The 25,405-nt window shown below is 44.8% G+C and carries 28 protein-coding genes; 13 read left to right on the top strand and 15 right to left on the bottom strand.

Annotated features, from left to right (window positions below; genetic code table 11):
* Window positions 1-119: 119 nt before the first annotated feature.
* The gene (accA, locus tag CRENPOLYSF2_RS10000; protein WP_087143806.1) at window positions 120-1,088 is read right to left on the bottom strand and encodes an acetyl-CoA carboxylase carboxyl transferase subunit alpha; all 969 of its coding nucleotides are present in this window, start codon (window positions 1,086-1,088) and stop codon (window positions 120-122) included.
* A 279-nt stretch (window positions 1,089-1,367) separates the two neighbouring features.
* On the opposite strand from accA, the gene gnd reads away from it, so the two are divergent.
* The 4 genes from gnd to CRENPOLYSF2_RS09980 all read left to right on the top strand — a co-directional run bounded on the left by gnd (window position 1,368) and on the right by CRENPOLYSF2_RS09980 (window position 6,901).
* Window positions 1,368-2,351 (top strand): phosphogluconate dehydrogenase (NAD(+)-dependent, decarboxylating), encoded by a 984-nt coding sequence (gnd, locus tag CRENPOLYSF2_RS09995; protein ID WP_087143805.1) that lies wholly within the window; start codon window positions 1,368-1,370, stop codon window positions 2,349-2,351.
* Window positions 2,352-2,550: 199 nt separating this feature from the next.
* Window positions 2,551-4,182 carry a glucose-6-phosphate isomerase gene (locus CRENPOLYSF2_RS09990; RefSeq protein WP_087143804.1) on the top strand — a complete coding sequence of 544 codons (1,632 nt, stop codon included), beginning with the start codon at window positions 2,551-2,553 and terminating at the stop codon, window positions 4,180-4,182.
* 47 nt (window positions 4,183-4,229) lie between these two features.
* On the top strand, window positions 4,230-5,774 hold the full coding sequence (gene zwf / locus CRENPOLYSF2_RS09985) for a glucose-6-phosphate dehydrogenase (protein WP_087143803.1): 1,545 nt from the start codon (window positions 4,230-4,232) through the stop codon (window positions 5,772-5,774).
* Window positions 5,771-6,901, top strand: a complete 1,131-nt coding sequence (locus tag CRENPOLYSF2_RS09980) for a glucose-6-phosphate dehydrogenase assembly protein OpcA (RefSeq protein ID WP_176371090.1) — start codon at window positions 5,771-5,773, stop codon at window positions 6,899-6,901. Before zwf ends, CRENPOLYSF2_RS09980 begins: the two co-directional genes overlap by 4 nt.
* Before the next feature lie 321 nt (window positions 6,902-7,222).
* Here CRENPOLYSF2_RS09980 and CRENPOLYSF2_RS09975 read toward each other — a convergent pair whose 3' ends face one another.
* The 5 genes from CRENPOLYSF2_RS09975 to CRENPOLYSF2_RS09955 all read right to left on the bottom strand — a co-directional run bounded on the left by CRENPOLYSF2_RS09975 (window position 7,223) and on the right by CRENPOLYSF2_RS09955 (window position 12,212).
* Window positions 7,223-9,391, bottom strand: a complete 2,169-nt coding sequence (locus tag CRENPOLYSF2_RS09975) for a RelA/SpoT family protein (RefSeq protein ID WP_087143801.1) — start codon at window positions 9,389-9,391, stop codon at window positions 7,223-7,225.
* A 12-nt stretch (window positions 9,392-9,403) separates the two neighbouring features.
* Window positions 9,404-9,643, bottom strand: a complete 240-nt coding sequence (gene rpoZ / locus CRENPOLYSF2_RS09970; RefSeq protein WP_087143800.1) for a DNA-directed RNA polymerase subunit omega — start codon at window positions 9,641-9,643, stop codon at window positions 9,404-9,406.
* Between the two features lie 326 nt (window positions 9,644-9,969).
* On the bottom strand, window positions 9,970-11,142 hold the full coding sequence (locus tag CRENPOLYSF2_RS09965) for a phosphoglycerate kinase (RefSeq protein WP_087143799.1): 1,173 nt from the start codon (window positions 11,140-11,142) through the stop codon (window positions 9,970-9,972).
* A 54-nt stretch (window positions 11,143-11,196) separates the two neighbouring features.
* Window positions 11,197-11,748, bottom strand: a complete 552-nt coding sequence (locus CRENPOLYSF2_RS09960; RefSeq protein WP_087143798.1) for a thioredoxin family protein — start codon at window positions 11,746-11,748, stop codon at window positions 11,197-11,199.
* Between the two features lie 29 nt (window positions 11,749-11,777).
* Window positions 11,778-12,212: a DUF29 domain-containing protein gene (locus tag CRENPOLYSF2_RS09955; RefSeq protein ID WP_087143797.1), complete on the bottom strand. Its 435-nt coding sequence runs from the start codon at window positions 12,210-12,212 to the stop codon at window positions 11,778-11,780.
* Between the two features lie 296 nt (window positions 12,213-12,508).
* On the opposite strand from CRENPOLYSF2_RS09955, the gene CRENPOLYSF2_RS09950 reads away from it, so the two are divergent.
* Window positions 12,509-13,066 (top strand): Uma2 family endonuclease, encoded by a 558-nt coding sequence (locus CRENPOLYSF2_RS09950; RefSeq protein WP_087143796.1) that lies wholly within the window; start codon window positions 12,509-12,511, stop codon window positions 13,064-13,066.
* 27 nt (window positions 13,067-13,093) lie between these two features.
* Here CRENPOLYSF2_RS09950 and CRENPOLYSF2_RS18825 read toward each other — a convergent pair whose 3' ends face one another.
* The 5 genes from CRENPOLYSF2_RS18825 to CRENPOLYSF2_RS09930 all read right to left on the bottom strand — a co-directional run bounded on the left by CRENPOLYSF2_RS18825 (window position 13,094) and on the right by CRENPOLYSF2_RS09930 (window position 15,458).
* A complete protein-coding gene (locus CRENPOLYSF2_RS18825) occupies window positions 13,094-13,240 on the bottom strand; it encodes a hypothetical protein (RefSeq protein WP_176371089.1) in 147 nt (48 codons plus the stop codon).
* 148 nt (window positions 13,241-13,388) lie between these two features.
* Window positions 13,389-13,829: a DUF29 domain-containing protein gene (locus tag CRENPOLYSF2_RS09945; RefSeq protein ID WP_087143795.1), complete on the bottom strand. Its 441-nt coding sequence runs from the start codon at window positions 13,827-13,829 to the stop codon at window positions 13,389-13,391.
* A gap of 24 nt (window positions 13,830-13,853) precedes the next feature.
* Window positions 13,854-14,618: a DUF3782 domain-containing protein gene (locus CRENPOLYSF2_RS09940; RefSeq protein ID WP_140396842.1), complete on the bottom strand. Its 765-nt coding sequence runs from the start codon at window positions 14,616-14,618 to the stop codon at window positions 13,854-13,856.
* A 181-nt stretch (window positions 14,619-14,799) separates the two neighbouring features.
* A complete protein-coding gene (locus tag CRENPOLYSF2_RS09935) occupies window positions 14,800-15,201 on the bottom strand; it encodes a type II toxin-antitoxin system VapC family toxin (RefSeq protein WP_087143794.1) in 402 nt (133 codons plus the stop codon).
* Entirely contained in the window at window positions 15,201-15,458 is a 258-nt protein-coding gene (locus CRENPOLYSF2_RS09930; RefSeq protein WP_087143793.1) for a type II toxin-antitoxin system Phd/YefM family antitoxin, read from the bottom strand. The genes CRENPOLYSF2_RS09935 and CRENPOLYSF2_RS09930 overlap by 1 nt, the downstream gene beginning before the upstream one ends.
* A gap of 347 nt (window positions 15,459-15,805) precedes the next feature.
* Here CRENPOLYSF2_RS09930 and pilV point away from each other — a divergent pair, with 347 nt between their 5' ends.
* From pilV to CRENPOLYSF2_RS09900, 6 genes are all read left to right on the top strand, one after another.
* A complete protein-coding gene (gene pilV / locus CRENPOLYSF2_RS09925) occupies window positions 15,806-16,312 on the top strand; it encodes a type IV pilus modification protein PilV (RefSeq protein ID WP_087143792.1) in 507 nt (168 codons plus the stop codon).
* On the top strand, window positions 16,309-17,241 hold the full coding sequence (locus tag CRENPOLYSF2_RS09920) for a PilW family protein (RefSeq protein ID WP_087143791.1): 933 nt from the start codon (window positions 16,309-16,311) through the stop codon (window positions 17,239-17,241). The genes pilV and CRENPOLYSF2_RS09920 overlap by 4 nt, the downstream gene beginning before the upstream one ends.
* A gap of 8 nt (window positions 17,242-17,249) precedes the next feature.
* Complete coding sequence (locus tag CRENPOLYSF2_RS09915) at window positions 17,250-18,026, top strand: pilus assembly PilX family protein (protein ID WP_140396841.1); 777 nt, start codon at window positions 17,250-17,252, stop codon at window positions 18,024-18,026.
* Between the two features lie 71 nt (window positions 18,027-18,097).
* Window positions 18,098-19,708 (top strand): DUF4114 domain-containing protein, encoded by a 1,611-nt coding sequence (locus tag CRENPOLYSF2_RS09910; protein ID WP_087143789.1) that lies wholly within the window; start codon window positions 18,098-18,100, stop codon window positions 19,706-19,708.
* 183 nt (window positions 19,709-19,891) lie between these two features.
* Entirely contained in the window at window positions 19,892-20,413 is a 522-nt protein-coding gene (locus CRENPOLYSF2_RS09905) for a GspH/FimT family protein (protein ID WP_087143788.1), read from the top strand.
* A 38-nt stretch (window positions 20,414-20,451) separates the two neighbouring features.
* Complete coding sequence (locus CRENPOLYSF2_RS09900) at window positions 20,452-20,898, top strand: type IV pilin protein (RefSeq protein ID WP_087143787.1); 447 nt, start codon at window positions 20,452-20,454, stop codon at window positions 20,896-20,898.
* A 209-nt stretch (window positions 20,899-21,107) separates the two neighbouring features.
* On the opposite strand, the gene CRENPOLYSF2_RS09895 is transcribed toward CRENPOLYSF2_RS09900, so the two are convergent.
* Window positions 21,108-21,431: an addiction module antidote protein gene (locus CRENPOLYSF2_RS09895; protein WP_087143786.1), complete on the bottom strand. Its 324-nt coding sequence runs from the start codon at window positions 21,429-21,431 to the stop codon at window positions 21,108-21,110.
* Window positions 21,418-21,762: a type II toxin-antitoxin system RelE/ParE family toxin gene (locus CRENPOLYSF2_RS09890; RefSeq protein ID WP_087143785.1), complete on the bottom strand. Its 345-nt coding sequence runs from the start codon at window positions 21,760-21,762 to the stop codon at window positions 21,418-21,420. The genes CRENPOLYSF2_RS09895 and CRENPOLYSF2_RS09890 overlap by 14 nt, the downstream gene beginning before the upstream one ends.
* Before the next feature lie 542 nt (window positions 21,763-22,304).
* On the opposite strand from CRENPOLYSF2_RS09890, the gene CRENPOLYSF2_RS09885 reads away from it, so the two are divergent.
* Together CRENPOLYSF2_RS09885 and CRENPOLYSF2_RS09880 are read left to right on the top strand one after the other, a co-directional pair.
* A complete protein-coding gene (locus tag CRENPOLYSF2_RS09885) occupies window positions 22,305-22,559 on the top strand; it encodes a ribbon-helix-helix protein, CopG family (protein ID WP_217884092.1) in 255 nt (84 codons plus the stop codon).
* Window positions 22,560-22,921: 362 nt separating this feature from the next.
* Window positions 22,922-23,602, top strand: a complete 681-nt coding sequence (locus CRENPOLYSF2_RS09880) for a hypothetical protein (RefSeq protein WP_087143784.1) — start codon at window positions 22,922-22,924, stop codon at window positions 23,600-23,602.
* 221 nt (window positions 23,603-23,823) lie between these two features.
* Here the strand turns inward: CRENPOLYSF2_RS09880 and CRENPOLYSF2_RS09875 are convergent, their stop codons facing one another.
* Together CRENPOLYSF2_RS09875 and CRENPOLYSF2_RS09870 are read right to left on the bottom strand one after the other, a co-directional pair.
* The gene (locus CRENPOLYSF2_RS09875; protein WP_087143783.1) at window positions 23,824-24,594 is read right to left on the bottom strand and encodes a metallophosphoesterase; all 771 of its coding nucleotides are present in this window, start codon (window positions 24,592-24,594) and stop codon (window positions 23,824-23,826) included.
* Window positions 24,591-25,394, bottom strand: coding sequence for a class I SAM-dependent methyltransferase (locus CRENPOLYSF2_RS09870; protein WP_087143782.1), 804 nt, complete (start codon window positions 25,392-25,394; stop codon window positions 24,591-24,593). Before CRENPOLYSF2_RS09870 ends, CRENPOLYSF2_RS09875 begins: the two co-directional genes overlap by 4 nt.
* Between the last annotated feature and the right edge of the window lie 11 nt (window positions 25,395-25,405).

The raw sequence follows: 25,405 nt of genomic DNA, 5'->3' as shown, positions 1-25,405 counted from the left end.
CCAACCTACAAAAGGAATACGCGGGGCCGCTATTGCGCCCTATAACCCTAGCCAAAACCACCTAACAGCTAAGGGTGGGCAAAAAAAGCTTTGCCCACCTGAGTTTTAAAAGCACTGGTTTATTTACTTATTTCATCAGTGAACGCACCAAAACTCATCAAACGTTGGTAACGTTTTTCCACCGTTTCTTCAATCGGCGCTTGCTGCAAATCAGCTAAATGCCTCAGTAACACTTCTTTTAAATTTAAAGCTGTTGCTTTAAAATCTCGATGCGCACCACCCAAAGGCTCTCTAACCACTTCGTCCAGCAAACCTAGCTCACGAATACGATCAGAGGTAATGCCCATTGCTTCGGCGGCTAATTGCGATTTATCAGCACTCTTCCACAAAATAGACGCACAACCTTCCGGCGAAATTACCGAATAGGTGCTGTATTCCAGCATAATCAATCGATCACCCACGCCTATCGCTAACGCACCACCCGAACCACCTTCACCAATAATCGTACAAATTACCGGCGTTTTAAGGGTGGCCATTTCAAACAAATTACGGGCAATTGCCTCACTTTGGCCACGCTCTTCCGCACCAATACCAGGGTAAGCGCCCGGCGTATCAATTAAACAGATAATCGGGATGCTAAACCGCTCGGCCAGCTTCATAATTCGCAGTGCTTTACGATAACCTTCAGGACGCGGCATACCGAAATTACGGTAAATTTTTTCTTTGGTATCGCGGCCTTTCTGATGACCAATCAGCATCACCGACTGCTCACCTAAACGCGCTAACCCGCAAACAATAGCAGGGTCGTCGGCATAGGTGCGATCGCCATGCAACTCATGGAAATCATCAAAAATCTGCTCGACATAATCAAGCGTATAAGGTCGTCCAGGATGCCGTGATAATTGCGAAATTTGCCAATCAGACAGATTACCAAATACCGCTTCTTTTTGCGCCTGACTTTTTTCCTCTAACTGCCTCAGTGCATCTGAAATATTAATGTCATTGTTAAACTCCACTTTGCGAAGTTCTTCAATTTTCGCTTCTAGTTCGGCGATAGGTTGTTCGAAATCAAGAAATTTTAAATCCATATAGGCCAGACGTGAAAGTGAAGTAAACGCTTAATTCTATAGAAATTCAGTCATAAATTCCAGAGCATCTTAAATCTACACTGAACTTTTGCTACTTTATAGCCACTTATAACGCGTGCCTACTTTAAAAATACAACATACTGGCATAATCATTGCTTTATTTCTTATAATGCCCTGTGTTGGATTTAATCACCTAAAATACACACTACTTTGGTGCGCGGTGCAAAAAAGCGCACCACTTTAAAGCAATCACTACTTACTTAATCTAAAGAGAACAATATGCAAATAGGAATGATCGGTCTGGGAAAAATGGGCGCAAACATGGCCAGACGATTAATGAAAGGCGGCCACACCTGTGTCGGCTTTGATGTCAATGCAAGCAATGTAGACACCTTTAAAGCAGAAGGCGGACTGGGTGCATCCAGCTTAAAAGAGTTGGTTGAAACCCTGCAAGCCCCACGTATTGTATGGTGCATGGTACCGGCGGGCGAGTTAACCGAAAGCACGGTCACTGCCCTGTCAGAATTATTGGATGAAGGCGATATTATTATTGATGGCGGCAACTCTTTTTACAAAGATGACGCACGCCGCGCAAAAACCTTAGCGGCACAAGGTATTCATTACATGGACGTTGGCACCAGTGGCGGCGTGTGGGGCGTGGAAAGAGGTTATTGCCTGATGATTGGTGGCTCAAAACCCCAAGTTGAATTACTCGACCCTATCTTTAAAACTTTAGCACCGGGCAAAGGCGACATCGATCCCACGCCTGGCCGCGACAATTTTACCGGCACAGCCGAGCAGGGCTATTTACATTGCGGGCCAGCAGGTTCTGGGCACTTTGTAAAAATGATACATAACGGCATTGAATACGGCATGATGATGGCCTACGCCGAAGGTTTCGACATTATGCGTAACGCCGATTCCGAAAACTTACCTGAAAATTTACGTTATGACCTTGATCTGCCAGAAATTGCCGAAGTATGGCGACGCGGCAGTGTGGTCGGCTCCTGGTTACTGGATTTAACCGCTATTGCCTTGGTTGAAAACCCCGACTTATCAAACTATACCGGCTATGTAGAAGACTCCGGCGAAGGTCGCTGGACAGTACAAGCCGCGATTGAAGAGGCTGTTCCGGCACACGTATTAACCGCCGCGTTGTATTCACGCTTCCGTTCGCGCCAGCAAAATACGTTCTCAGACAAAATGATTTCCGCCATGCGTAAGCAGTTTGGTGGCCATATTGAAAAAACGAAACCCTCTTAAACAAGCGCTTATCGATAAAAACCCTAGCCCTTTTGCTTACCTAAATTGCGCTAAGTGCAATTTAGGTAGTTCGCTCACGGTGTTTAAAAATAACATCGACAGGATTTAAGCGTCCTGAAATATGCCAAAGCGTATGCTTGACTGCTTATAAAGCGCACGAGCTTACACGATATGCCCACCAATCTAACACGGAATAATTATGAATAATCAAGAACTTTGGCAGCGCTATCAAGATTTATTGTATTTTAACGACGATTTAGGGCTGTATTTAGATGTCAGCCGTATGCACTTTAAAGACGATTTTCTCGACAGCTTACAGCCTAAATTTGTACACGCCTTTCACGCTATGGATGCACTGGAAAAGGGCGCGATTGCTAACCCCGATGAAAATCGCCAAGTGGGACATTATTGGTTACGCGACCCAGAGCTTGCCCCCAAAGCACTTCAGCCAGAAATTATTGACACCTTAGCGCACATTGAAAACTTTGTTAAACAAGTGCATTCAGGTGAAATTCGCCCACCGCATGCGCCTAAATTTACCGATATTATTTCCATAGGTATTGGTGGCTCGGCACTGGGGCCTAAGTTTGTCGACAAAGCCTTAACCTCAGAAGCACCGCCACTCAACATCCAATTTATCGACAACACCGATCCCGATGGCATGGATCATATTCTCAACGGCTTAAAAGATCGCTTAGCCAGTACCATGATTATCGTCATCAGCAAATCCGGTGGCACGTCTGAAACCCGTAACGGCTTATTGGAAACCAAACACGCTTACCAACAACAAGGCTTAGATTTCCCGCGCTATGCAGTGGCTATCACACTGGCAGGTAGCCAAATGGATGTGCTGGAAAACTGTGACAATTGGCTGGCAAAATTTGCCATGTTAGATTGGGTTGGCGGCCGCACTTCCGAAATGTCCTCGGTGGGCTTGCTGTCTGCCGCATTATTGGGCATTGATATTCGCGCCATGCTGGCTGGTGCTAAAGCGATGGACAGCGCCACCCGTGTACCGGACATTAAAAACAATCCAGCGGCGCTGCTATCGTTGTGTTGGTATCACGCTTGCCACGGCGACAATCAAAAAAACATGGTACTTTTGCCATATAAAGACAGCTTGGTATTATTCTCGCGTTACCTGCAACAATTGATTATGGAATCGCTGGGCAAAGAAAAAGATTTAGACGGCAATATTGTCCATGAAGGCATTACCGTTTACGGCAATAAAGGCTCAACCGACCAGCACGCCTACGTGCAACAGCTGCGCGAAGGGGTCGATGATTTTTTCGTTACGTTCATTGAAGTCTTAGAAGACCGCACCGGCCCGTCAATTGAAATAGAACCCGACATTACCACCGGCGACTTCCTGTCCGGCGCACTGCAAGGCACACGCCAAGCCCTGTACGATAAACAACGCGAATCCATTACCATCAGCGTACCCAGAGTGGATGCCCGCTGTATTGGCGCGTTAATCGCGCTGTATGAACGTGCCGTGGGTTTTTATGCGTCGTTGGTTAATATCAATGCCTATCACCAACCAGGCGTGGAAGCGGGCAAAAAAGCCGCGACCGACTTCTTGGTTTTACAAAGACACATTTTAACGGTGTTAAAAACCGCCCAGCACCCACTCACATTAGCGGCATTAGCCGCACAAATAGGCGCACCCGATCAAATTGAAACCGTCTACAAAGTGATTAGGCATTTAGCCATGAACCCACGCGGTTTGGTATTACACGGCAAATTGCACAAGCCCAGTGACTTGACTGTCAGCTTAACAGCACATGCTGCGCGTAACATTACCGCCGCCCCGCTGGCCGAAATGGCGTAACCTATATCTCAATAAGCCGCCCACCCCTTTCATTTTGGAGACTTTACGTGCTAGACACAAAAACCGATAACCCGCTCACCGCTGGCACCAATATCACCCACGCCCCCCAACCCTGCACACTGGTTATTTTTGGCGGCGGCGGTGATTTAACCCGTCGCAAATTGTTACCGGCGGTTTATAACCAAGCGCTAGAAGGCGAACTACCGGCTAATTTTGCCGTCTTAGGCTTGTCTATTGAAAAAATGGACGATGTGAAATACCGTGAATTTGCCCGTAAAGGCATTGAACAATTTTCCAGAAAACCCTTGGACAAAGCCTTTTGGGGCGATTTTGAAAAACGCTTCCATTACCTGCAAGGCTCTTTCGATAACCCCGAATTCTATGTGCAACTCAAACAACGCCTGGATGAAATCGACAGCCAATTCAGCATTCCAGGCAATCACGTCTTTTATCTAGCCATTCCGCCTGCTTTAATTGAAACCTGCGTGTGCCAACTCAAAGCCGCAGGCTTGGTGATGCCGGTAGACGATAACAGCCCATTCTCGCGCATTATTGTAGAAAAACCCATCGGCAGAGATTTGGCTAGCGCCCACAAAATTAATGCCACGTTATGCAGTAATTTCGACGAACAACAAATTTACCGTATTGATCATTATCTGGGCAAAGAAACTGTCCAAAATATTCTGGCCATGCGTTTTAGTAACGTTATTTTTGAACCGCTGTGGAATTCACGCTATATCGACCACGTTCAAATCACCGTGGCGGAAGAAGAAGGCGTAGGTACACGCGCCGGTTATTACGACACCGCTGGCGCATTACGCGACATGATTCAAAACCATATTTTGCAATTACTGTCATTGATTGCGATGGAGCCGCCGTGGAGCATGGATGCCGATGTCATTCGCGACCACCGCCAAAATGTGCTCAATTGTTTACGCGCCATCACTCCCGAAAATTTTGATCAACATGTGGTACGCGCCCAATATGGCGCTGGCTTTCATCACGGTGAAGATGTGCCAGGCTATCGACGCGAAGCAGGGGTGTCTCAAGACTCTACCACCGAAACTTACGTGGCACTGAAAGTGTTCATTGACAACTGGCGTTGGGCGGGCGTGCCTTTTTACATCCGTACCGGTAAACGCATGCCCAAACGCACCAGCGAAATTGCTATTCAGTTTAAAAGCGTGCCGCCAATTTTATTTAACAGCAACCACGATCAACCTTTAGAACCCAATGTACTGGCACTGAGCATTCAACCCAATGAAGGTTTGTCGCTGCGTATTGCCACCAAATTACCAGGTACTAAATTGCGCGTGTTTCCGGTCAAAATGGATTTCCGTTATGGCTCAACTTTTGGCGAACAATCGCCAGAAGCCTACGAACGCTTATTACTGGATGTCATGGCCGGTGATGCCACGTTGTTTATGCGCCGTGATGCGGTCGAATCCTCATGGGCATGGGTCGATAATATCCTGAATATTTGGGCAAGCAGCCGTACCCGCTGGCTGCCCGAATACAGCGCCGGTACGTGGGGGCCTTTGGAAGCGGATCGCCTGATTGAATCCGATAACCGTCAATGGCGGCTGTTATGATTAAAACCATCGACACCCCAAAAATTATCAATCAACCCTTAAAACCGGTACGTATCGCCCAGATTGAAGCCGAACTGGGCATGTTATGGGCGCAATTTAACCGTGACAGCGGTGGTGGCCACACCGTGATGCGGGCGTGTATGTCCAATCTGATTATTTATTGTGACACTGCCGAAGAAGCGGCGGTTGTCAGTCAGGAAATCACTGCGATTGTTGACGTGCATCCGGCACGGGTATTGTTGTTAGTAGCCGATGGGCAACCCAAAGAAGGCACACTTGACGCACAAATCACCATCTATTACACCGCGCTGGAAGATGGCTGGCAGGTGTGCGCCGAGCGTATTGATGTCACCTCGTCACTCGCCGCCGCTGAACGCTTACCCTCGGTTGCACGGGCACAACTGATCGGTGATTTACCCACAGCATTGTGGTGGGTATCCAGACGACCGCCCCCCGATGTCGGTTACGTGTTTTTTCAACTGGCTGAATTGGCCGATCAAATTATCTACGACAACATGGGCTGGACCAATCCTACCCAAGGCATATCAACTATGACCCGCTGGGTAGCGGCTCAGCAAAATGAACAAGTGGTTTATAATCTGGCTTGGCGACGCTTTGCTGTGTGGCGCAAGCTGCTAGGCCAAATGCTCGACCCAAAAATTGCGCCTGGCGCATTGGAAGGTTTGCGTGTTATCGAAATAAATCACGGCCCGCACGCATTGCCTATGACCTGGCTGATGGTTGGCTGGTTAGCCAGTCAGTTAAAATGGCGACCTATCGACGGCAAACGCCTGTCTAACTCAGAATTGGTGTGGAAATTTCACAACAGCCATCACGAAATTAAAATTACCGCCAAACGTTTACCGGAAGGCGAACCGCTGCTGTATAAACTGCTGTTGGATTGGAGCACGCCCAAACAAGACAACACACTGTGTTTTGAGCGGCTGGATAATGAGCGAATTGGTATTGTAGAATCCTTGCCAAGCTTACCTGCGCGCGTTTTTGCCGCCCAAGTACCGGATCGAGCCACCTTGGTATCGGCACAATTAGCACACCGCAATCGTGACAAAATATTTGAAAGCGCATTAAAATCGGCCAATGCCATGACAGCCGTTTTTCAGTTGTAAACTTACAAAAAACTGCGCAGTAACAACCGCTGCGCTTCGGAAAGGGTATAATTAAAAGCGGGGAAAATTGATAGGGTGCATTAGTATAAATGTAATCCGCTGACTATTAGGCGCGAAAACACTGCCGCGATTGTGCCCACCCTAAAGAATAAGGAACGCGCACGAAATAACTTAAGCAAGTTCATGCTTCGACAGGCTCAGCACGAACGGTGGTGGCGTTTAAGTTGTTCAAGTTATTTCATGCACGTTCCTAAGAATACATATTGCCAGCCCATACTTTATAAATTTCCAGTATTTTTAATCACACTCTTCGTTAAACGCTTAAGCCTTAACCCGCGTAATCTTGATTACAATCGTCAACTCTTTCAAACGACGCATAATTTTAGCCAAATGCACACGATCTTTCACCGTTAAAGTAATCAAATCCACCGAAACATGGGCATCTTGATCCACCACGGTAACATTCTCAATATTGGAATCCAGCTCAGAAATGGTTGAGGCTATCGTCGCTAACGCACCGCGCTGATTAAGTATTTCGATGCGTAATTCCGCAGGAAAATCCCCCACCGCATCCAGACTCCATTCCACATCCAGCCAGCTGGTGTGCTTTTTTCTAACAATATTGCTATTCCGGCATTCGTGATGATGCACCACAATACCCTTGCCAGGATTAAAAAAACCAATGATTGAATCGCCTGGAATTGGCCGGCAACACTTAGCCAAATTAATGACCATACCTTCCGTGCCTTTAATCACCAACGGCGATTTTTGGCTGTGATCGCCATCATCCAGTTTAATATTGGCATAAATATCATCTTGCAGCAGACGCTTGGCAATTAAAAAGGGCATTTTGTTGCCTAGGCCAATATCTTCCAGCAATGCCTCAAATGATGACATGGCGGTCACTTCCAACAAGATTTTTATCCGCGCTTCTGGAATGGTATCTAACTGGGTGTGCAAAGCTTGCAATTCTTTTTCCAGCAAGCGCCGACCTAAATTAATGGCTTCTAATTGCTTAAAATGCTTGAGGTAGTTGCGAATACTGGAACGGGCTTTCGCGGTGGCCACATAACTTAGCCACAACGGATTCGGTCTTGCCCACACGGCAGTAATCACTTCTATAGTCATGCCATTTTCCAGCCGCGTTTGCAACGGCACTAACTGCCGGTCTATACGCGCCGACACACAGGCATTACCGACATCAGTATGCACCGCATAAGCAAAATCAATGATGGTTGCACCGCGCGGCAACTTGATAATACTGCCTTTGGGGGTAAAAACAAACACTTCCTGCGGAAATAAATCCACTTTCAAGTTATCGATAAACTCTAGCGAATCACCGGCAGTTTTCTGTATTTCCAGCAAATCCCGCAGCCATTCGTTAGCACGATCCTGAAATTTTTGGCATTTATCATCTTCAGATTTATACAGCCAGTGCGCAGCAATACCCGATTCCGACATGCGGTGCATTTCGTGGGTGCGTATCTGAATTTCAATGGGCAGGCCATAAGGCCCCATTAATATCACATGTAAAGACTGGTAGCCGTTGGCCTTGGGCAAAGCGATATAGTCTTTAAAGCGGCCAGGAATGGGCTTGTACAGATTGTGCATGACACCGAGTACGCGGTAACAGGTATCAACACTGTCGCAAAAAATTCTGAACGCATAAACATCAAACACATCCGACAAAGAAATCTTCTTGTGCAGCATTTTTTTGTAAATACTGTACAGATTTTTTTCACGCCCAGATACATCACCGAGCAAACCGGCTTCGTGTAAGCGATTTTTGATAGAACTTTCAATGGTATCAATCACTTTACGGCGATTACCACGGGCTTTTTTAACCGCGTGATTTAATACCGCATAACGCCGGGGGTACATTTCCTGAAAACTCAGCGCCTCCAACTTGTGGCGCATGCTGTTCATACCCAGGCGATTGGCTATGGGTGCGTAAATATCCAGCGTTTCACGGCAGATCCGGCGCTTTTTTTCGGGCGGCATAGCGCCCAAAGTTTGCATGTTATGTAAACGATCGGCCAGTTTGACCATAATCACGCGTAAATCATTGCCCATTGCCAGAAACATTTTGCGCACGTTTTCGGCTTGTGTTTCTGCTTGGGACTTGCTGCCAATTTTGGTGAGTTTGGTGACACCGTCCACCAGTTCGGCGACTTCGGGGTTAAACTGTGCCGCCAACTGTTTTTTAGTGACAGGGGTATCTTCAATCACATCGTGCAGAATGGCCGCCATAATACCATCGGCATCCATGCGCATTTCTGCCAAACTAATGGCAACCGCAATCGGGTGACAGATATAAGCTTCACCAGTTTTACGGTATTGTCCGATATGAGCAGCCGCGCCAAATTGATAAGCGCGGATGCAATCGTCAACCCGTTCCTGGTCGAGATAGCCAGACAATGTCTCGCTTAAGCGCTGAATTAATTTATCTTCAGGGCGTTCAAGTACAAGACTTTCGGCTATTTCTACCATAATTAACGCGCCTTAAAACATGGAGACGTGATCGTAAGATTCGCCAACACGGTGTAACAGATTGATATTTTCTGTGGTAACGTGACCAGCGGCAATTTCACGCAGGGCTAATACGGTATCTTTGTCTTTGCCGCGTGGCAAAAATTCCGTAGCACCATGACTTAATTGACGCGCTCTGGTGCTTGCCAACAATACCAGCTTGAAACGGTTTTCAACGTGTTCCAAACAATCTTCGATAGTCACTCTAGCCATTTATAAATCCTCTTTCGTTAAAAAACTCGACCTGCTAAGCAGGTCGATGGAGTAAGACAGTTTCGCGCTGAGCTTTCTAAAAATTAACGATCTTAGCTAAGACAACCAAAATTTTAGAAGTCCTCCAATTAGGCTACCCGCTTAATACGGGACAAAATGCAGGCTGGATTAAATGCTTTTTTCAGCCCAAAATTTTTAAGGCATTGTCAATGTTAGGTTGCCAAACAGCAGGCAGCCCAACCTACTTGAATGTTATTATGCTTTGTCGCGCTTGTGTGGGTAATACAATTTAAAACAACACTTGTTAGCCATTATAAACGTTGCGACTACTGGCGTGACTTTAATATCTCAACAGCAGGCAATTCTTTGCCTTCCAAAAACTCAAGAAATGCACCGCCACCAGTAGAGGTATAGGAAATTTTATCTTCGATGCCATACTTATCAATAGCGGCCAGCGTATCGCCACCACCGGCAATGGAAAACGCGCTGCTGTCGGCGATGGCTTGTGACATCACGCGGGTGCCGTTACCGAATTGTTCAATTTCAAACACGCCCACAGGGCCGTTCCAGACAATAGTACCAGCAGACTTCAATAACTCGGCATAATTCTTGGCAGTGTCAGGGCCTATGTCCAAAATCAAATCATCAGCTTCTACATCCGCCACTTGTTTGACGGTGGCTACAGCGGTTTCTGAGAATTCTTTTGCACACACCACATCGGTAGGGATAGGAATGTCAGAACCGGCTTGCTTGGCGGCAGCAATCAAACGTTTGGCTTCGTCGATCAAATCAGCTTCGTACAAGGATTTCCCGACAGGATACCCCATTGCGGCAATAAACGTATTGGCAATACCGCCACCGACAATCAATTGATCCACTTTTTCCGACAATGATTTTAACACGGTCAATTTAGTCGATACCTTAGAACCGCCGACAATAGCAATCAACGGCTTAGTAGGTGTTTCCAGGGCTTTGCCCAGCGCATCTAACTCGCTGGCTAATAAAGGCCCTGCACAGGCAATAGGCGCAAATTTAGCCACGCTGTGGGTAGAAGCTTGCGCTCTGTGTGCTGTACCAAACGCATCCATTACGAACACATCACACAAGGCCGCCATTTTTTGGCCTAGCGCGTCACTGTTTTTTTCTTCGCCCACATTAAAACGCACGTTCTCACACAATACCACTTCACCGGCGGCAATGGTAATGCCATCGATCCAGTCTTTTTGCAAACGTACCGGTTTGCCCAATAAGCTGCTTAAGCGTTCTGCTACCGGCTTTAACGACGACGCGTCATCATACTGGCCTTCTTCAGGGCGACCTAAATGCGACATGACCATAACCGCTGCACCAGCGGCCAGGGCTTTTTCAATCGTAGGTACACTGGCTTGTATACGGATATCACTGGTAACCTGGCCATTTTTGACCGGCACATTTAAATCCTGGCGTATCAGTACGCGTTTACCGGACAAATCCAGATCAACCATTCTCTTAATCGACATATTTTTCTCTCTACGGTTTAAAGTTTATTTCATTTTTTCTGGCATGTATCAGCGTTACTTCCACTTTATGGAACAGCCGATACTGGCAATTTGCTGCTGCGGCCCCTGACCTGTTTGTGCAATCAACTTCATTGCCTCAAATAACTCGCGTATTGTACCATCTGGCGCGGTTTCCTTGCGACTGGCATCCAAGCGGCCACGGTATTGCAATTGATAATCCGCGTTATAGCCGAAAAATTCCGGTGTACACACCGCACCGTAAGCTTTGGCGATGTGTTGCGTCTCATCCCATAAATACGGAAAGCTATACGCCGATTGCTGTGCCAGTAGCTTCATATTATCGAAACAATCAGCGGGGTAATTAATCGTATCGTTAGACATTATCGCCACGGAATTAACACCGAGGACTTTTAATTCCAGGGTGTCTTTAATAATGCGCTCGTGTACGGCTTGTACATAAGGGCAATGATTGCAGATGAACATCACCAACAAACCTTTTTCGCCCATACAGTCTTGCAATGACCACATCCGATCATCAACGCCGAGCAAATTAAAATCGGGGGCTTGTTGGCCAAAATCACACACAGGGGGTTGTAAGGCGGCCATGAATACTCCTTGGTTTTAGGGATTAAATATTACAACGGTGCTGGCAGCCACTCACTCGAAAGAATTTCTTCAATTGACCAGGGGCAGCTTTTAGGAAACCCTGCCATACCTGTTTCATTAACAGCCATTGTTACCGCATCTGACCAAATAGCAGCAAACCATTCTGGATCATTCAGTTTTGATTTTAAGCTGGGTACTTGTTTAATGTGAAACCCAAGGGATTTGCGTTGTTCTGTAATAGTTCGTTGCCAACTAGTGCCTTGGCGTTCCGGCTGAAACTGCCATTTAAGCAAATGCGCTATTAGTACCGCCATACGGCTCGCCAACTCCCGCTGCTCGCTTTTACCCACGTCTTCTATCTCCTCGGCGATATGTTCCAAGTCAAGTAATTCAAAGCGTCCGGCACGGACAAATTGCGCTTGTTCATTAGCCCACGCAATAATGTCAGCTTCATAAGTTGTCATTTTTTTTCCTCCTGTAAGGTAATTATTCGGCTACCAATTTAAAACGGGACATCCGTTCGTCCTGAGCTTGTCGAAGGACTTGTGGTTCATGGTTCGACAAGCTCACCACGAACGGCTTTTTTAAAGCTGTCCCGTTTTAGATTGGTAGCCAATTATTCAGACCCCGCCAATTTTTAACCTGGCTTATCTCTATTTTTGCTGGCATTTTAATGAATAAAAACGCATAGACATTGTTCTAAATGAGCGAGTATTATTGTAAGGCTAGGTTAGAGAATTGCATTTGATGAGGAATTACTATGGCCAATCCAGCCGTCAAAATTGAACACATTTTAACACCAGAAGCCTATCTGCTACAGGAAAATGACAATGTTATGGAAACTCGCCATGAATATGTTAATGGACTTGTTTATGCTATGGCGGGGGCAAGCCGTACCCATAATCGTATTGTACGCCGTATTATGAGGCAATTAGACCAGCATTTGGAAGGTACGCCTTGCGAGCCGTTCCAATCGGATATGAAGGTGAAAGTGCAACGCGCTAATGATGTGCGTTTTTATTACCCGGATGTGCATGTCACTTGCGAGGATGAGACCGACCGTTATTACAACGAGCGCCCTTGCCTGATTGTGGAAGTGTTGTCTGATTCTACGCAGCGCGTTGACCGCACCGAAAAACGTTTGGCTTATCAAATGCTGGAGAGTTTGCAGGAGCTTGTGTTGCTATCGCAGGAGTCGCCTTATCTGGAAATTTATCGTCGCCGCACCGAGTGGCAGCGTGAATGTTTTGCGGGCAATGCTAGTGTTACTTTGGAATCGGTGGACTTAACAATGGTTGTGCAAGAATTGTATGGTTAGGTACACAGATAAAGCTATCCGACAGCGTTATCCCCAGGTTTTTGGAACAAACACCGAATTCCAAATGATCGCCATTTTGGCCGATGACACTACAGTCTGATCGATTAGGTCGCGCTGAGTGGCTTTGGCACGCATGTTGATAGAAACGGATTCACTGATTTGTGTAGACGGCATGGTTATTTTCCTACAGCGTTTTCACAGTTCAATAGTTACAGCGTAACCGTTCGCACTGAGCTTGTCGAAGTGTGCCGTTCATGCTTCGACAAGCTCAGTGCGAACGGTGGCTGTAACTGTCCTAAGTTGAAAACGCTGTATATATACTTTAAACGGGTGTTGTTGGTAGCCACTCACTCGACAAAATATCGTCAATTGACCACGGGCAGGTTTCAGGAAAGTCATCCAGCCCTGTCTCTTTTCCGGCTTGATAAACTGCATCGCCCCAGATAATTTCACACCATTCAGCATCATTTAATTTTGGCTTTAAACTCGGCACTTGCTTTAAGTGCAGCTGAATGGCTTTTCGTTGATGACGAATAGTCACTTGCCAACTGCTGCCTTGCCGTTCTGGCTGAAACTGCCACTTAAGTAAATGTGCTATTAATACCGCCATACGGCTCGCCAACTCCCGCTGCTCGCTTTTACCCACGTCTTCTATCTCCTCGGCGATATGTTCCAAGTCAAGTAATTCAAAACGTCCGGCACGGACAAATTGCGCTTGTTCATTGGCCCACGCCACAATATCAGCTTCATAAGTCGTAGCCATTTTGCCTCCTGTCAGTTGTGGTTATCACCACGCTTTGGCAACAAAGATCGATTCATTACGCAATTCCAAATGATCGCCATTTTGCCCTATTACGTACAAACCCTTTCGGATGGCATACAGCGCCACGTTTTCAGGAATAACCATACCGGCAACCGCACCTAACATGCGATTATCTTTGTAACGCGGCAACAACCGTTTGATTTTTTCCAGACGTGCTATGTGTTCGTTAACATCATCAATACTGAGATGGCTTTTACATTCAATGGCAACGGCATCTTTATCGTTAATAACTAACAAATCCAATTCCAGCGTTTCACCATTGCGCTTGGCAACAATATTTTGCTGAACCTCATGCACATCAATACCGCACTCACGAAATAAACGCACGGCAGAAGGCCGCACAGCTTCTTCGACAAATTCGCCTAAACGATTGCCCAATTTGCCAATAGCGGTATTAACCGCTTTAATTGACAAAGCCATTTCTTTTTGGCTTTCTTTGATAAAGCGGTCGTTTTCCTGAAATTTACGGTCAGTTTCTTTTTGCCTTTCTATAATAATGCGCTCATTTTCCTGAAATTTGCGGTCGGTTTCTTTTTGCCTTTCTATAATAATGCGCTCATTTTCCTGAAATTTGCGGTCGGTTTCTTTTTGCCTTTCTATAGTAATGCGCTCATTTTCCTGAAATTTGCGGTCGGTTTCTTTTTGCCTTTCTTTGATAATGCGATCAGTTTCTTGAAATAAACGCAAAATATCATCGAGTGTAGGAGAAGGCAACGTATTGGAATTCATGGCATGTTCCTTTTTTAAATCGTTTTTATGATTATATCAGTTGCCTAAAAAATCGCCCACTAGTGAGCGAGGGTTAAAGATAAGGAACGCGCACGAAATAACTTAAGCAAGTTCATGCTTCGACAGGCTCAGCACGAACGGTGGTGGCGTTTAAGTTGTTCAAGTTATTTCATGCACGTTCCTAAGGATTAAGTAGGGTAACTTTGGTTGGCTCAAAATGACGCGTGTTACGCGTTACTACAACTAGATTGTGTTCCAGTGCGGTAGCTGCAATCATTAAATCGGCATTGTTGTGTCCAAGTTCACCGCTTAGCTGACCCCATCGGCGGGCGATACCGGTTGTTAAGGGCAAGATGCGCTGTTCGTGGCGGTGTAAAATGGTATTCAGCCAATTGTCTAAATCGTCAGCAAATTTGGGATTAACACGCCTTTGCTGGGCAATGCCGCGTTCAATTTCACCCACGGTGACGACGCTTATAAAAACATCTGATGACGTGATGCTACGTAGCCATGTTTCAAGATTGATATCGCGTTGTTTACAACGAATGGCGGAAAGAATATCAATATCCAGTAAATAAGGCATTAATCAAAATCTCTTAAGCCAATATCCATGCGTTCAAATGCAAGGTCATCGGTAGGCATGTTCAGCAGGTGATCTATAAATGTCGGTGCCTGCATTGCCTCAAGGCGTTGTAATTTTTCAAACTCTTCAAAAGACACCACAACCGCTGCGGGTATGCCACGGCGGGTCACAATCTGGGCTTTGCCATGTTGCGCGGCATCCACTAAAGCACTGAGTTTATTTTTTGCATCCTGTAGTGACCATTGTTCGGATTGCATATCGGCTCCTTTTTAAGCTAGCTATTTAATCTAGCTTTATTGTAACAGGGCTCTTCATTCAAATTCTGCCAAATTTTGGCCCATACTGACAAAAAATGTCCTGTGGGCTTATTAAAAAACATACCTATTTGCCTGCAAAAACAAGCTTAATCCATTGAATTTTAATATTTAATAATTTTTTGGCTCAATTTTTGCATAACCCTTATTAAGATATTTTGTAGCATTTGGGTTATTTAACCAAATCTAACGCATTTACATTCAAAGACTAACGTCAGTTGTAAGCTTAAAAATCTCTACTAGAATTAAAGCCACATCAATGTTTTTACAAGGTTGGGAGTATTAAAAAGATGTTGGATCATCAAAAGGCTAGGGGATTTACGTTAATTGAGGTCTTGGTTTCGACTATTATTCTGGCCATCGGTTTATTGGGCTTAGCCGCCATGCAAACACTGGCGCTAAAAGATAACCAGGATGCGTTTTTTTATTCCCAGGCTTCCACGTTGGCTTATGAGATGAGTGACCGGATAAAAGTTAATCGGAATGAGTGGAGTGATCCACTGGGGCCCACTTCCATGGACGACGCTGATTTTGATTGCAGCAACCTAAATACCCGGTGCAACTTTACCAATCAATGCACACCAGCACAGATGGCTAAATATGATTATTGCGCCTGGAAAGCCAATGTACAAAACAGGCTGGGGGGTACAGGCGTAGTTGTCACTGTAACCCAGCCGCCTTCTGCAACTGGTGTTTGCATGGGGGCGCCAAATGTTTGCATCACCATTAGCTGGAACCGTAACCATACGAAAAGCACCAACACCACCAACACATTTCGATTGGATATTACCCCATGAATAAGCAACAACATGGCATGACCTTGGTTGAACTAATGGTCAGCATGACTTTAAGTTTGAGCTTGATTGCCGGTATCGGCAGCTTATTTTCACACACGCAAAAAAGTAACCGCATACAACGTGCAATGGCCACTATGGCCGATGACAGCAGTTATGTGCAAGAAGTATTGCAAAAAGAAATTAGGCGCACAGGTGGTTTAAGAAGCCGCTCGGATGCTGCTGGCACTAATGACCGTATCTTTTTAACGCATAACAATGTGTTGAACACCGAACCGACTTTAGCCCCAACAGTGCCATTATTAGTAACAAATATAGATTTTAGCGGAAGTGAATATATTAAAGGCGATGCCACCTCTCCTCCTAATGATGCCTTTGCTATTCGTTATCAATTATTAGATAACCAAGATTTAAGTGCTGGTGCAGCGAGTAACGGTAGTTCACCTTGCACGCAAAATATTTTATTGGATCCTGGCGAAGATCCGAGCGTGATAGAACACGTCGCCAATGTGTATTTTTATCTTAATGGCACCACGTTGTCCTGCGTAGCGCAGCGAACGTTGCCAAATACCAGTGGTGGTGGCGGTGCAACAGAAACATGCGCCAAAAACTGCATGAGTACAACCGACTTCCACAGCACGGACACCTCTGTTGGACTCATCAGCAATGCGATCAAATTAGTGATGCGTTATGGGGTGGATTCAGATGCGGATAACGCGGCCAACTATTATGCCGATGCCACCCAAGTAACGACTGCTTTATGGCAACACGTTGTCAGTATTCGGTTATCGGTCGTCGTTAGGAGTGAAGAGGATTTTTTAACGAATACCCATTTGAGTTACCAAGTTGAAGGAACCAGCTATACCGCTACCGATTATCGTTTGTATAAAACTTTTGTCACGACTATTGCCTTACGTAATCAACTTTTATGAGATTCAGCATGAAATCATACTCTCTAAAAAATCAACACGGGGCGGTTTTAGCATTTACCCTGATGATATTGGTCGTATTAACGCTGGCAAGTGTCAGTATGATCAGACAAAACAAAGTCCAAATCGCCATAGCCACCAATGCTGCCCAACAAACTGTTACCTTTGCGGGTGTTGAAACCATTTTGCGGCAAGCACAGTCAGTGCTTGAGCTAAAGCGCTATGTAGACGCTAATGGAGATGGTGATATTATCGATGCAGATGATGGCAAAGCTCATAAGCACTGCAACAGCAGTGATACAGCTCACTCCGTACATCTTTATCCGCACGCCTCAGGCATACTCATCAACCAAAATAACTCAACTGTCACCGCAAAAGTAAAAGAAGAGTATTGCATTTCCAATTATGCCGATCCAGATGGGAACGGTCCAAAACCTCCTGTGGGTAATGAGCACAAATGCCTCTACAGCGACACGGGAATACGTAATCTGGTTGTGGGAAGTGAGCAAGATGAAGTGCTGGGGGATGCAACAGCTACACCACCCGTGCTGGCAGTACCACCTATACCAGATACTGAAAACGTAGCCGCTTGTGACAAGCTGAATAAAGCAGGTGGCGTAATAGCAAACACCCTATGGACAACAAGCCATCCCAATCCTAATGCCTGCCAAATTGAAGTTTATACCTTACACGTCAAGTTCATCGACACAACTGATACTGAGCGCACTATTGAATCAAAATTTGAAATCGACTGTTCAGGCGATTTAAACATGGCAAATGCACCCTAAGCAAGGAGCGTAAGCAAAACATAACAAATCATTATTATCAATTTATTAATCTAACTCAGAGGCACACAACAATGACTATTACAAAGACAGCTGCACAACAGGGAGACGGCAGGGAGCGGCTTAATCAGCCCCCTCACTTTGGGTGTAAAACTATTACACAGTTATTACCCATACTGTGTTTAACGGCGGGATTATCTCTCAATAGCATAAACGCCCATGCAACCAACTGGCAATATTTAGGAGGCAGCAGCAATTATAACCCTGCCAACGGCCAGCCCATTGGCATGACAGATAAGAGTAGCGTATTGCCAGTTGACTTATTAGCAACTGTATTAGCCCGCTTACCAGAAGGACAGCCCATAGGTAATAATCAAGCAGCATTAGACCTGCTTACCAATGATGAAGGAGCTAATATTTTTTTAAAGGCTAATGCCAATATCAAAATTTCGTATGTCAGTGAAGGTGCTGGGTATTTAAATTCAGTGGGGTTTTTTAAATTTCCTAAAGCAGATCTAACAACGCTATCTATTTCCAGTGTTATTGATACCATTATATTTCCCAATTTTTCGGATAATGTTCTGCAATTTGGCAAAACCGTAGATTTAGGGAATTTTGTGGCCGGTGATGCCATTGGGTTTACCATTATTGCTAATGGCTGGATACCTTATGTGGCTGGTAAAGCTGCTGTTCCTGCTGTGCCAGCTGTAGCTGCACAAGCGGCTGTACCTGCGGTAAAAGCTGTAAAAGCTGTGATTAAAAACGGAATAATAACAACGCCAGCAAGACCCGCAATACCCGCAATACGCGCAGTCAAAGCAAAAGCTGCAGTACCTGCCGTGCCTGCCGTACTGTCTTCTGGCGGGATAGTTGATCCAAATAAAGCGGCCAGTAAAATATTTCGTACGATTAAGCGCTTTAATCCTGAACCTGTCAATGCCAGCAACCTGCAAGCACATACCATCCTGTTTTCTTATCCTGAAAAAGAGTTACTGGTGCTGGCGTTTGAAGATCTTAATCGCCAAAGTGGTACATTGAATGACTATAACTACACCAGTGACAATGATTTTAACGATGTGATTATTGCCATTCATGTCTCGCCATTCCCCGCAGTGGATTGTGCCAAATGTAACCTTTTAGTACCCGATCCTATTTGCAAAACCCCAGTAACAACGACCCCCATTCCAGCGGCTGCCATGATGGGTAACAAGGTTAATATTTGCCATAATACCGCCAGTACAACTAACCCAACGGTGTACGTAAGTGTCAGTGAAAATGCCGTCACCACACATTTAAGTCATCATGATGATACATTCCAAATGAACGGAGTGTGCCCACTACCAACAGCGGAACTATGCTCAACAACGCCTGTTTGCACCATACCTGAAGCCTATAATCCAATAAGCAATTCTTGTTGCGCTGCACCAAAAACATATCATTCGGAAACTAAATCCTGTGATCCCATTCCAATCGTTAATTGTACTGCGCCAGAAGTTCGTGATGAAGTAACTAACACCTGCATAACACCAGCAAGCGGTGAAAGCGGCCCTATTAGCTGGCGCGAAATAACAACACCACCTGAAGTTACCGGTGATGTGAATAAAGCTACAAAAGCTGTGGCCAAAGCCAACGGTAACGGTAACGGTAACGGTAATAATACGGTCAACACCACTATCGTGCCATAGTAATCTTCAACTATCCAATTCTGTACGCTAACTAGCAGTTAGCGTACAGAATACTTTTACCCGACTATTGCACCTATTCCGTTCTTATACGCGTAGATAGCTATACTTAGAAGAAAGCATCATTTGCTGAACCTAACCAACAAGCAATGATAAAACCGTTCTTCAGCATAACCACTATGACCTATGACACAGCCTAACATAGCCTACAAAGGCTTTACACTCATCGAACTATTGATTGTCCTCATTATTATTGCTATTACGCTAGCCATAGGCATCCCCAATATTAGAGCAACCATTATCAGTAATCGCTTAACCGCATCAGCTAACGACATGATTGTTGCCTTGCAATTAGCGCGTAGTGAATCTATCAAAAAAGTAAGGCTTGCAGGGGTTTCCATTGGCACAGATAACAATGGCAATAGCGCTCCAAACAAATGGATTGCTTTTTTGGAAAGTTCTACTTTGCCAACTAGCACACCCACGGCTGGAACAGGAACATTAATACAAAGCTACGAAGCCGCCACTAATATTGACCTAACGGTGACTTCAGCAGGAACTAATGATGACACCCCCACTTATCGCTCTGATGGTAGGTTGAATTCATCAACTACAATTACAATGGATTTTACAACAATTAATGCGACTGAAAAACGCACCATCACCATTGCTCCATCAGGCCGTGTTAGTGTGACAACAACACCCTAAACAAGATGAATTAACTCATAATTAAAGAATTAAAACTTATGAAAATCAAATTATACGGATTTACATTAATAGAGCTTACGATAGCTGTAGCCATTGTTGGCATATTGGCCAGTATTGTCTACCCAAGCTATATGGGACAGATTAGAAAAAGCAAACGCGCCGATGCCAAAGCCGCTTTAACATCGTTTGCCAACGCAATGGAAATTTATAAAATGCAAAATGGTAATAGTTACCTCGGTGCAGGAGCGCCAGATAATGGATCGCCGAAAGCAACCGTTTTTCCACAGTGTGTACCTACTTCTTCCAGTTGTACCCTTACTCCCCACATTCAAACCTATAACTTAAGCATTTCTAGTGCTACAGATTCCTCTTATACATTAAATGCAACACCGGACAGTACTAGTCCAGACAGCATTTGCGGCACTTTTAGCCTAACCAATACAGGCGTAAAAACTAAATCCGGATCAGGAACAGACTGCTGGTAAACACCTGTTATGGTCTAATAGACTTGGACACAGTTTAGAGTTAAATTGAACTACTGACTAGGCAAGAAAAGAGAAAACCCATGACAACCCAACGCAAAGAAAAAAAGATTGATCAAAAACACGAGCCGCTCTACAGTGTTCTTATCTAATCATGGCGTTCGATCATCTTCGTGTACGGAAAGAGCATGTAGCGTATATCTACTAATTATCTATGGGGAATGATGTGCATTATGCAGTTTCTGCGGGATTAGGCGATAGCCCATTGCATGCATAATAGCATTAACGCTGCCAAATTGCGGATTGCCGTTTTCGGAAAGGGCTTTTTGTACTCCCTTGCGGCTAAGGCCGGAGGTTTCTGCGATCCGGCTCACGCCCTTAACGCGACTAACTACGCGCAAAGACGATAGCAGAGCGGCAGTATCGCCGCTTTCCGCGTATTCATCGAAAAGGACACTGATGTAATCATCCACTTCTTCGGGATGGTCACGAAGATATTGCTCTTCGATTTCCCCAATGCCTCTAAAGGTTCTCATGGTTCAAATACTCCTTCCAAAAGGCTTTCGCCTGTTCAATGTCTTTGCCTTGGCTGCCTTTGTCGCCGCCACAGAGCAACACAACAATATGATTGTTCTTCTCTCCAAAATAGACTCTGTAACCCGAGCCGAAGAACAATCGCAATTCACTGATTCCTTCACCGATCGGCTCGCAATCGCCATAATTACCTTGTTGCAGTCGGGAAACACGGGCAAGGATACGTTTTCGCACCATAATATCCCGCAGCCCGTAAAGCCAATCAGTAAAGGGTTCTTTCCCGTTCTCTTTAGCATAGACGATGACTTGCTTCGGTGTTGTCGCTTCTGCCACGGAATCAGTTCCTCCTACTTACACTAAAGCGTACTATAGTACGCAACCAAATAGAGTGCAACCGGTTTTTTGTCCGATAAATCAGGATTTTTCGGGCATTTATTTTTCCCAGGATCCTGGTCAGTTTTGCATGCTGATTGACAACTAAAAAGCAATACTGTCTATCATTTTCCCTGTTATTTTTACTGCTGCATGGTGTTGCACTCAATCCGAAGCTCTGGCTTGATATTAGAGTTATTTCATGCTCGTTCCTCATTGAAATTTCCCAGCACTAAGATACAAAAAGGCGTAATATTTACGTATAACCGACATTCCGCACCCCTATTCATAATTTTATGATTAAATTTAATTTAATAATTTCAGTATGTTATAAATTTTTCGAATTTTTGGCGTATTTTCAAAGTCATTTATATCAGCTTATATTTAACAAAAAACAAACGAGAGATGAATTTTTCTTGTTTTAACTCGAAAGTCTAAAATACTAAAATTCATTAAATATCAATATGTTGCTTAAATGCTGAATTTTTATTTAGGGGTGCGGAATGTCGGGTATAAATAACGCATTGGAGATTTCTATGGCAACAGACAAAGATGTGATTCGGCTTAGCTTGGCCGTATCACCTGAACTGAACGCACGGTTAGAGCAACTGGCCGCTTCTGGGTGTACAACCAAAAGTGAGATATTACGCAAAGCCATTGCCCTATACGACGTAGTGGCCGAAGCCAAGACAGAGAAAAGGCGCTTTGGCATCCTTGATGAGGACAAACACTTGCTCACAGAAATCGTGGGAATTTAATGGCCTCTGAGCCATAAATCAATTTGGGTCAAATCGGCAAAGTGTTATGGTTTAATGAACTTGGACACAAAATCTAACGGGCATCGCGCCGAATATTTACATGCTCTTACGGCGTAATGCGCTATGCCATTACACCTTATGGTTCACAGCGTATCCAGCATTTATAAGACAAAGCTGACGACCAAAATGAAAAAAATATTTCTTTTTTGTGAGCCACTTAACAGTTATTAACTTTAAATGCTTCTATAATTTAAACTACCAAAAAGAATGATTCCAACCACCGACACAGCCGTTTAAAACGGCAACCAAAATAAAACAACGCGTTAAGTATTTGTTTTTTAAATTGCTAAGAGTTAATAAAAATGAACATTTGGACAAAACTATCAGGTGGTTTGATATTACTGGCAGGCTCAACTGTCTCATACGCAACGGTCATTGATTTTCAGAATATTGTTACCCCTGTTTCGGTATGTGCTAATGTGGCAACTACCCTTAGCACCCAAGGCTACAGTTTTACCGGAAATCCGGCAACTGTTGATTCTAATAATTTGTATATCTGCCACCCTAATGTTATCCAACACAATCCCACTTTCGCACTTATCAATGGGAGGGAAAGATCGATTCTTACAATGACCAAAGACGGCGGTGCTGCTTTTACGTTGCAGTCATTCTTTGCTGGCGGCCGCACAAGGCATCTTTTACCCAATTTGTCTGTACAAACGCCTTATAGCCCAGCTCAATCAATAGATATACTGGGTAACTTAATAGGCGGTATCTCCGTGTCGCACACAGTTACCCTGGATAGTGCTGCACCCTACGACTGGGCAAAATATATCCTTCCTGCTTCCTTTACCAATCTACTGTCAGTAACATTAACAGCTCAAGGTGGGCTTTATCCAGAGTTTTTAATAGATGACATTGTTGTTACCAAATCCGTACCGGAAACAAGACTTATTACGTTGTTTCTTATAGGCTTAGCGGGCTTGTTTCTGTCACAAAAATGGGCTAGCCGTGTAATGCCCGATAAAAAGCAAATGGCTTAGATAACTTAAGTGGCCGAACGTCAATTATGAAACGTAACGAAATTATTCGCTTGCTTAGTGCAAAAGAAGGGCTACCAATCTAAAACGGGACAGCTTTAAAAAAGCCGTTCGTGGTGAGCTTGTCGAACCATGAACCACAAGTCCTTCGACAAGCTCAGGACGAACGGATGTCCCGTCTTAAATTGGTAGCCGACAATTATAATGCAACAAAAAACACTCAGTTACGAAACCCAATAAGCCACCCGCCTAACATCGGTCTCAAATCGACCATTATCATACAATTTTAACCACCGGTAGCCTGGCGCTTCGCCTGTTACTTGGCCTGACCTTGATGTCGATTGATACCCCGTAGCAGGAGTTGACAAATAGCAAACACCGTTTTGTACAATAACAAATTCCTGATGAACATGCCCCGACAACACTACTTTAATATTCGGTTGCTGCTCAAAATACGCCATCACCTGCTGATGATTACGCACTTCTATCGCCACACCTCTGTCATCATGTTGCGGTAAATTATGGTGCATAGCAATCAGCGTCCACAATTTAGGATAACGCGATAATAATGCCCCAACCCGCTGCAATTCAACAGCACTCACTTCACCCTGATAACTACCCGCTTCTGGCTGATGATTGGAATCCAGCAAAACTATTTGCCATTGACCGAAGACACAATGCAGGTCGGTAGTAACAGGGGCAAGTGGATAAACACGGTAAGCATTTTTGCTGTGGTCATGATTACCTAACACACAGTACACGGGCGCATTAAACACCTTTAACGAATCGGCAATATATTGGTAGGTCTCACAGGCGTTATCGTGCGCCAAATCGCCGGTAATAACAATAACATCGGGCGTACTATAGTGCTGGCGCACATGATTTAAAACCTGATTATAGCTATTACGGGTATTAACACCATTAAACACACCATGTTGCTCTGCAAACAAATGCAAATCTGTCAGCTGCAAAACAGTCGTGTAGCCTTGCGTCATTTACGCGCAATCGCTTCGCAACGCGCTCTGGCAAAAAAACTGGCAGGATTAGCCAGCCACTGATCCAATGCCGCACACTGCTGGGTTAGTTCCAATGCTGTCAGCCACTGTTGCTCAACAATAAGTGAACGATGATCAACATCTAAAAATTGATGCCAATAATCACGAATACTGTGTTTTTCGGCATCCGTAGCAAACATATCATAACTGCAACTCAGCACAATAGCTTGAAAACCTTGCTCAAGTAATAATTGCTTATGCTGAGAACCAAAATAAATATTACCACCTTGATAACTAAATACCTGGGCTATGGTTTGCCAAACAACCGCTAAATTCACATCCCAGGGCTGCATTATATCCCCAGTGTGGCAGGCATCGCGTAACGCCACCACACCACCGGGTTTTAACACGCGCCGAAACTCTGCCAACGCTTGCTGAGGTTGTTGTAAATGGTATAGCACAGCATGGGCAAATACCACGTCGAATTGCGCGTCATCGTAGGGTAATTGGTAGGCAGAACCGGTGGTAAAACGTGCGTTGGTAATTGCCCGCTGTTTTTGTAACAACAGCGCTTGCTCAATTTGAAGCGCACTAAAATCAATACCATGCACAACCCCTGGATTAACTAATTCGGCAATATCCAACGTGATAGAACCTGGCCCACAGCCGCAATCCAAAACGCTTAATCCCGCTGTTAAATACGGTTGCACAAAAACACCGTGCCTAGCAAAGCTGCGTTGTTTAAATTGATCAATAATCAGTGGCGAATAACCACCGCTGTAGTGTTCTGCCAGTGTCATAAATGTGTATT

The sequence above is a fragment of the Crenothrix polyspora genome, from assembly GCF_900163755.1.
Lineage (GTDB): Bacteria > Pseudomonadota > Gammaproteobacteria > Methylococcales > Methylomonadaceae > Crenothrix > Crenothrix polyspora.
The sequence above is the reverse complement of the archived record's forward strand: the minus strand, read 5'-3'. Positions and strand labels throughout refer to the sequence as shown.

Coding starts and splice junctions, on each gene's coding strand:
- accA (WP_087143806.1), bottom strand. CDS start 1,088: ATGGATTTAAAATTTCTTGATTTCGAACAACCTATCGCCGAACTAGAA.
- gnd (WP_087143805.1), top strand. CDS start 1,368: ATGCAAATAGGAATGATCGGTCTGGGAAAAATGGGCGCAAACATGGCC.
- CRENPOLYSF2_RS09990 (WP_087143804.1), top strand. CDS start 2,551: ATGAATAATCAAGAACTTTGGCAGCGCTATCAAGATTTATTGTATTTT.
- CRENPOLYSF2_RS09980 (WP_176371090.1), top strand. CDS start 5,771: ATGATTAAAACCATCGACACCCCAAAAATTATCAATCAACCCTTAAAA.
- CRENPOLYSF2_RS09975 (WP_087143801.1), bottom strand. CDS start 9,391: ATGGTAGAAATAGCCGAAAGTCTTGTACTTGAACGCCCTGAAGATAAA.
- rpoZ (WP_087143800.1), bottom strand. CDS start 9,643: ATGGCTAGAGTGACTATCGAAGATTGTTTGGAACACGTTGAAAACCGT.
- CRENPOLYSF2_RS09965 (WP_087143799.1), bottom strand. CDS start 11,142: ATGTCGATTAAGAGAATGGTTGATCTGGATTTGTCCGGTAAACGCGTA.
- CRENPOLYSF2_RS09960 (WP_087143798.1), bottom strand. CDS start 11,748: ATGGCCGCCTTACAACCCCCTGTGTGTGATTTTGGCCAACAAGCCCCC.
- CRENPOLYSF2_RS09955 (WP_087143797.1), bottom strand. CDS start 12,212: ATGACAACTTATGAAGCTGACATTATTGCGTGGGCTAATGAACAAGCG.
- CRENPOLYSF2_RS09950 (WP_087143796.1), top strand. CDS start 12,509: ATGGCCAATCCAGCCGTCAAAATTGAACACATTTTAACACCAGAAGCC.
- CRENPOLYSF2_RS18825 (WP_176371089.1), bottom strand. CDS start 13,240: ATGCCGTCTACACAAATCAGTGAATCCGTTTCTATCAACATGCGTGCC.
- CRENPOLYSF2_RS09945 (WP_087143795.1), bottom strand. CDS start 13,829: ATGGCTACGACTTATGAAGCTGATATTGTGGCGTGGGCCAATGAACAA.
- CRENPOLYSF2_RS09940 (WP_140396842.1), bottom strand. CDS start 14,618: ATGAATTCCAATACGTTGCCTTCTCCTACACTCGATGATATTTTGCGT.
- CRENPOLYSF2_RS09935 (WP_087143794.1), bottom strand. CDS start 15,201: ATGCCTTATTTACTGGATATTGATATTCTTTCCGCCATTCGTTGTAAA.
- CRENPOLYSF2_RS09930 (WP_087143793.1), bottom strand. CDS start 15,458: ATGCAATCCGAACAATGGTCACTACAGGATGCAAAAAATAAACTCAGT.
- pilV (WP_087143792.1), top strand. CDS start 15,806: ATGTTGGATCATCAAAAGGCTAGGGGATTTACGTTAATTGAGGTCTTG.
- CRENPOLYSF2_RS09920 (WP_087143791.1), top strand. CDS start 16,309: ATGAATAAGCAACAACATGGCATGACCTTGGTTGAACTAATGGTCAGC.
- CRENPOLYSF2_RS09915 (WP_140396841.1), top strand. CDS start 17,250: ATGAAATCATACTCTCTAAAAAATCAACACGGGGCGGTTTTAGCATTT.
- CRENPOLYSF2_RS09910 (WP_087143789.1), top strand. CDS start 18,098: ATGACTATTACAAAGACAGCTGCACAACAGGGAGACGGCAGGGAGCGG.
- CRENPOLYSF2_RS09905 (WP_087143788.1), top strand. CDS start 19,892: ATGACACAGCCTAACATAGCCTACAAAGGCTTTACACTCATCGAACTA.
- CRENPOLYSF2_RS09900 (WP_087143787.1), top strand. CDS start 20,452: ATGAAAATCAAATTATACGGATTTACATTAATAGAGCTTACGATAGCT.
- CRENPOLYSF2_RS09895 (WP_087143786.1), bottom strand. CDS start 21,431: ATGAGAACCTTTAGAGGCATTGGGGAAATCGAAGAGCAATATCTTCGT.
- CRENPOLYSF2_RS09885 (WP_217884092.1), top strand. CDS start 22,305: ATGTCGGGTATAAATAACGCATTGGAGATTTCTATGGCAACAGACAAA.
- CRENPOLYSF2_RS09880 (WP_087143784.1), top strand. CDS start 22,922: ATGAACATTTGGACAAAACTATCAGGTGGTTTGATATTACTGGCAGGC.
- CRENPOLYSF2_RS09875 (WP_087143783.1), bottom strand. CDS start 24,594: ATGACGCAAGGCTACACGACTGTTTTGCAGCTGACAGATTTGCATTTG.
- CRENPOLYSF2_RS09870 (WP_087143782.1), bottom strand. CDS start 25,394: ATGACACTGGCAGAACACTACAGCGGTGGTTATTCGCCACTGATTATT.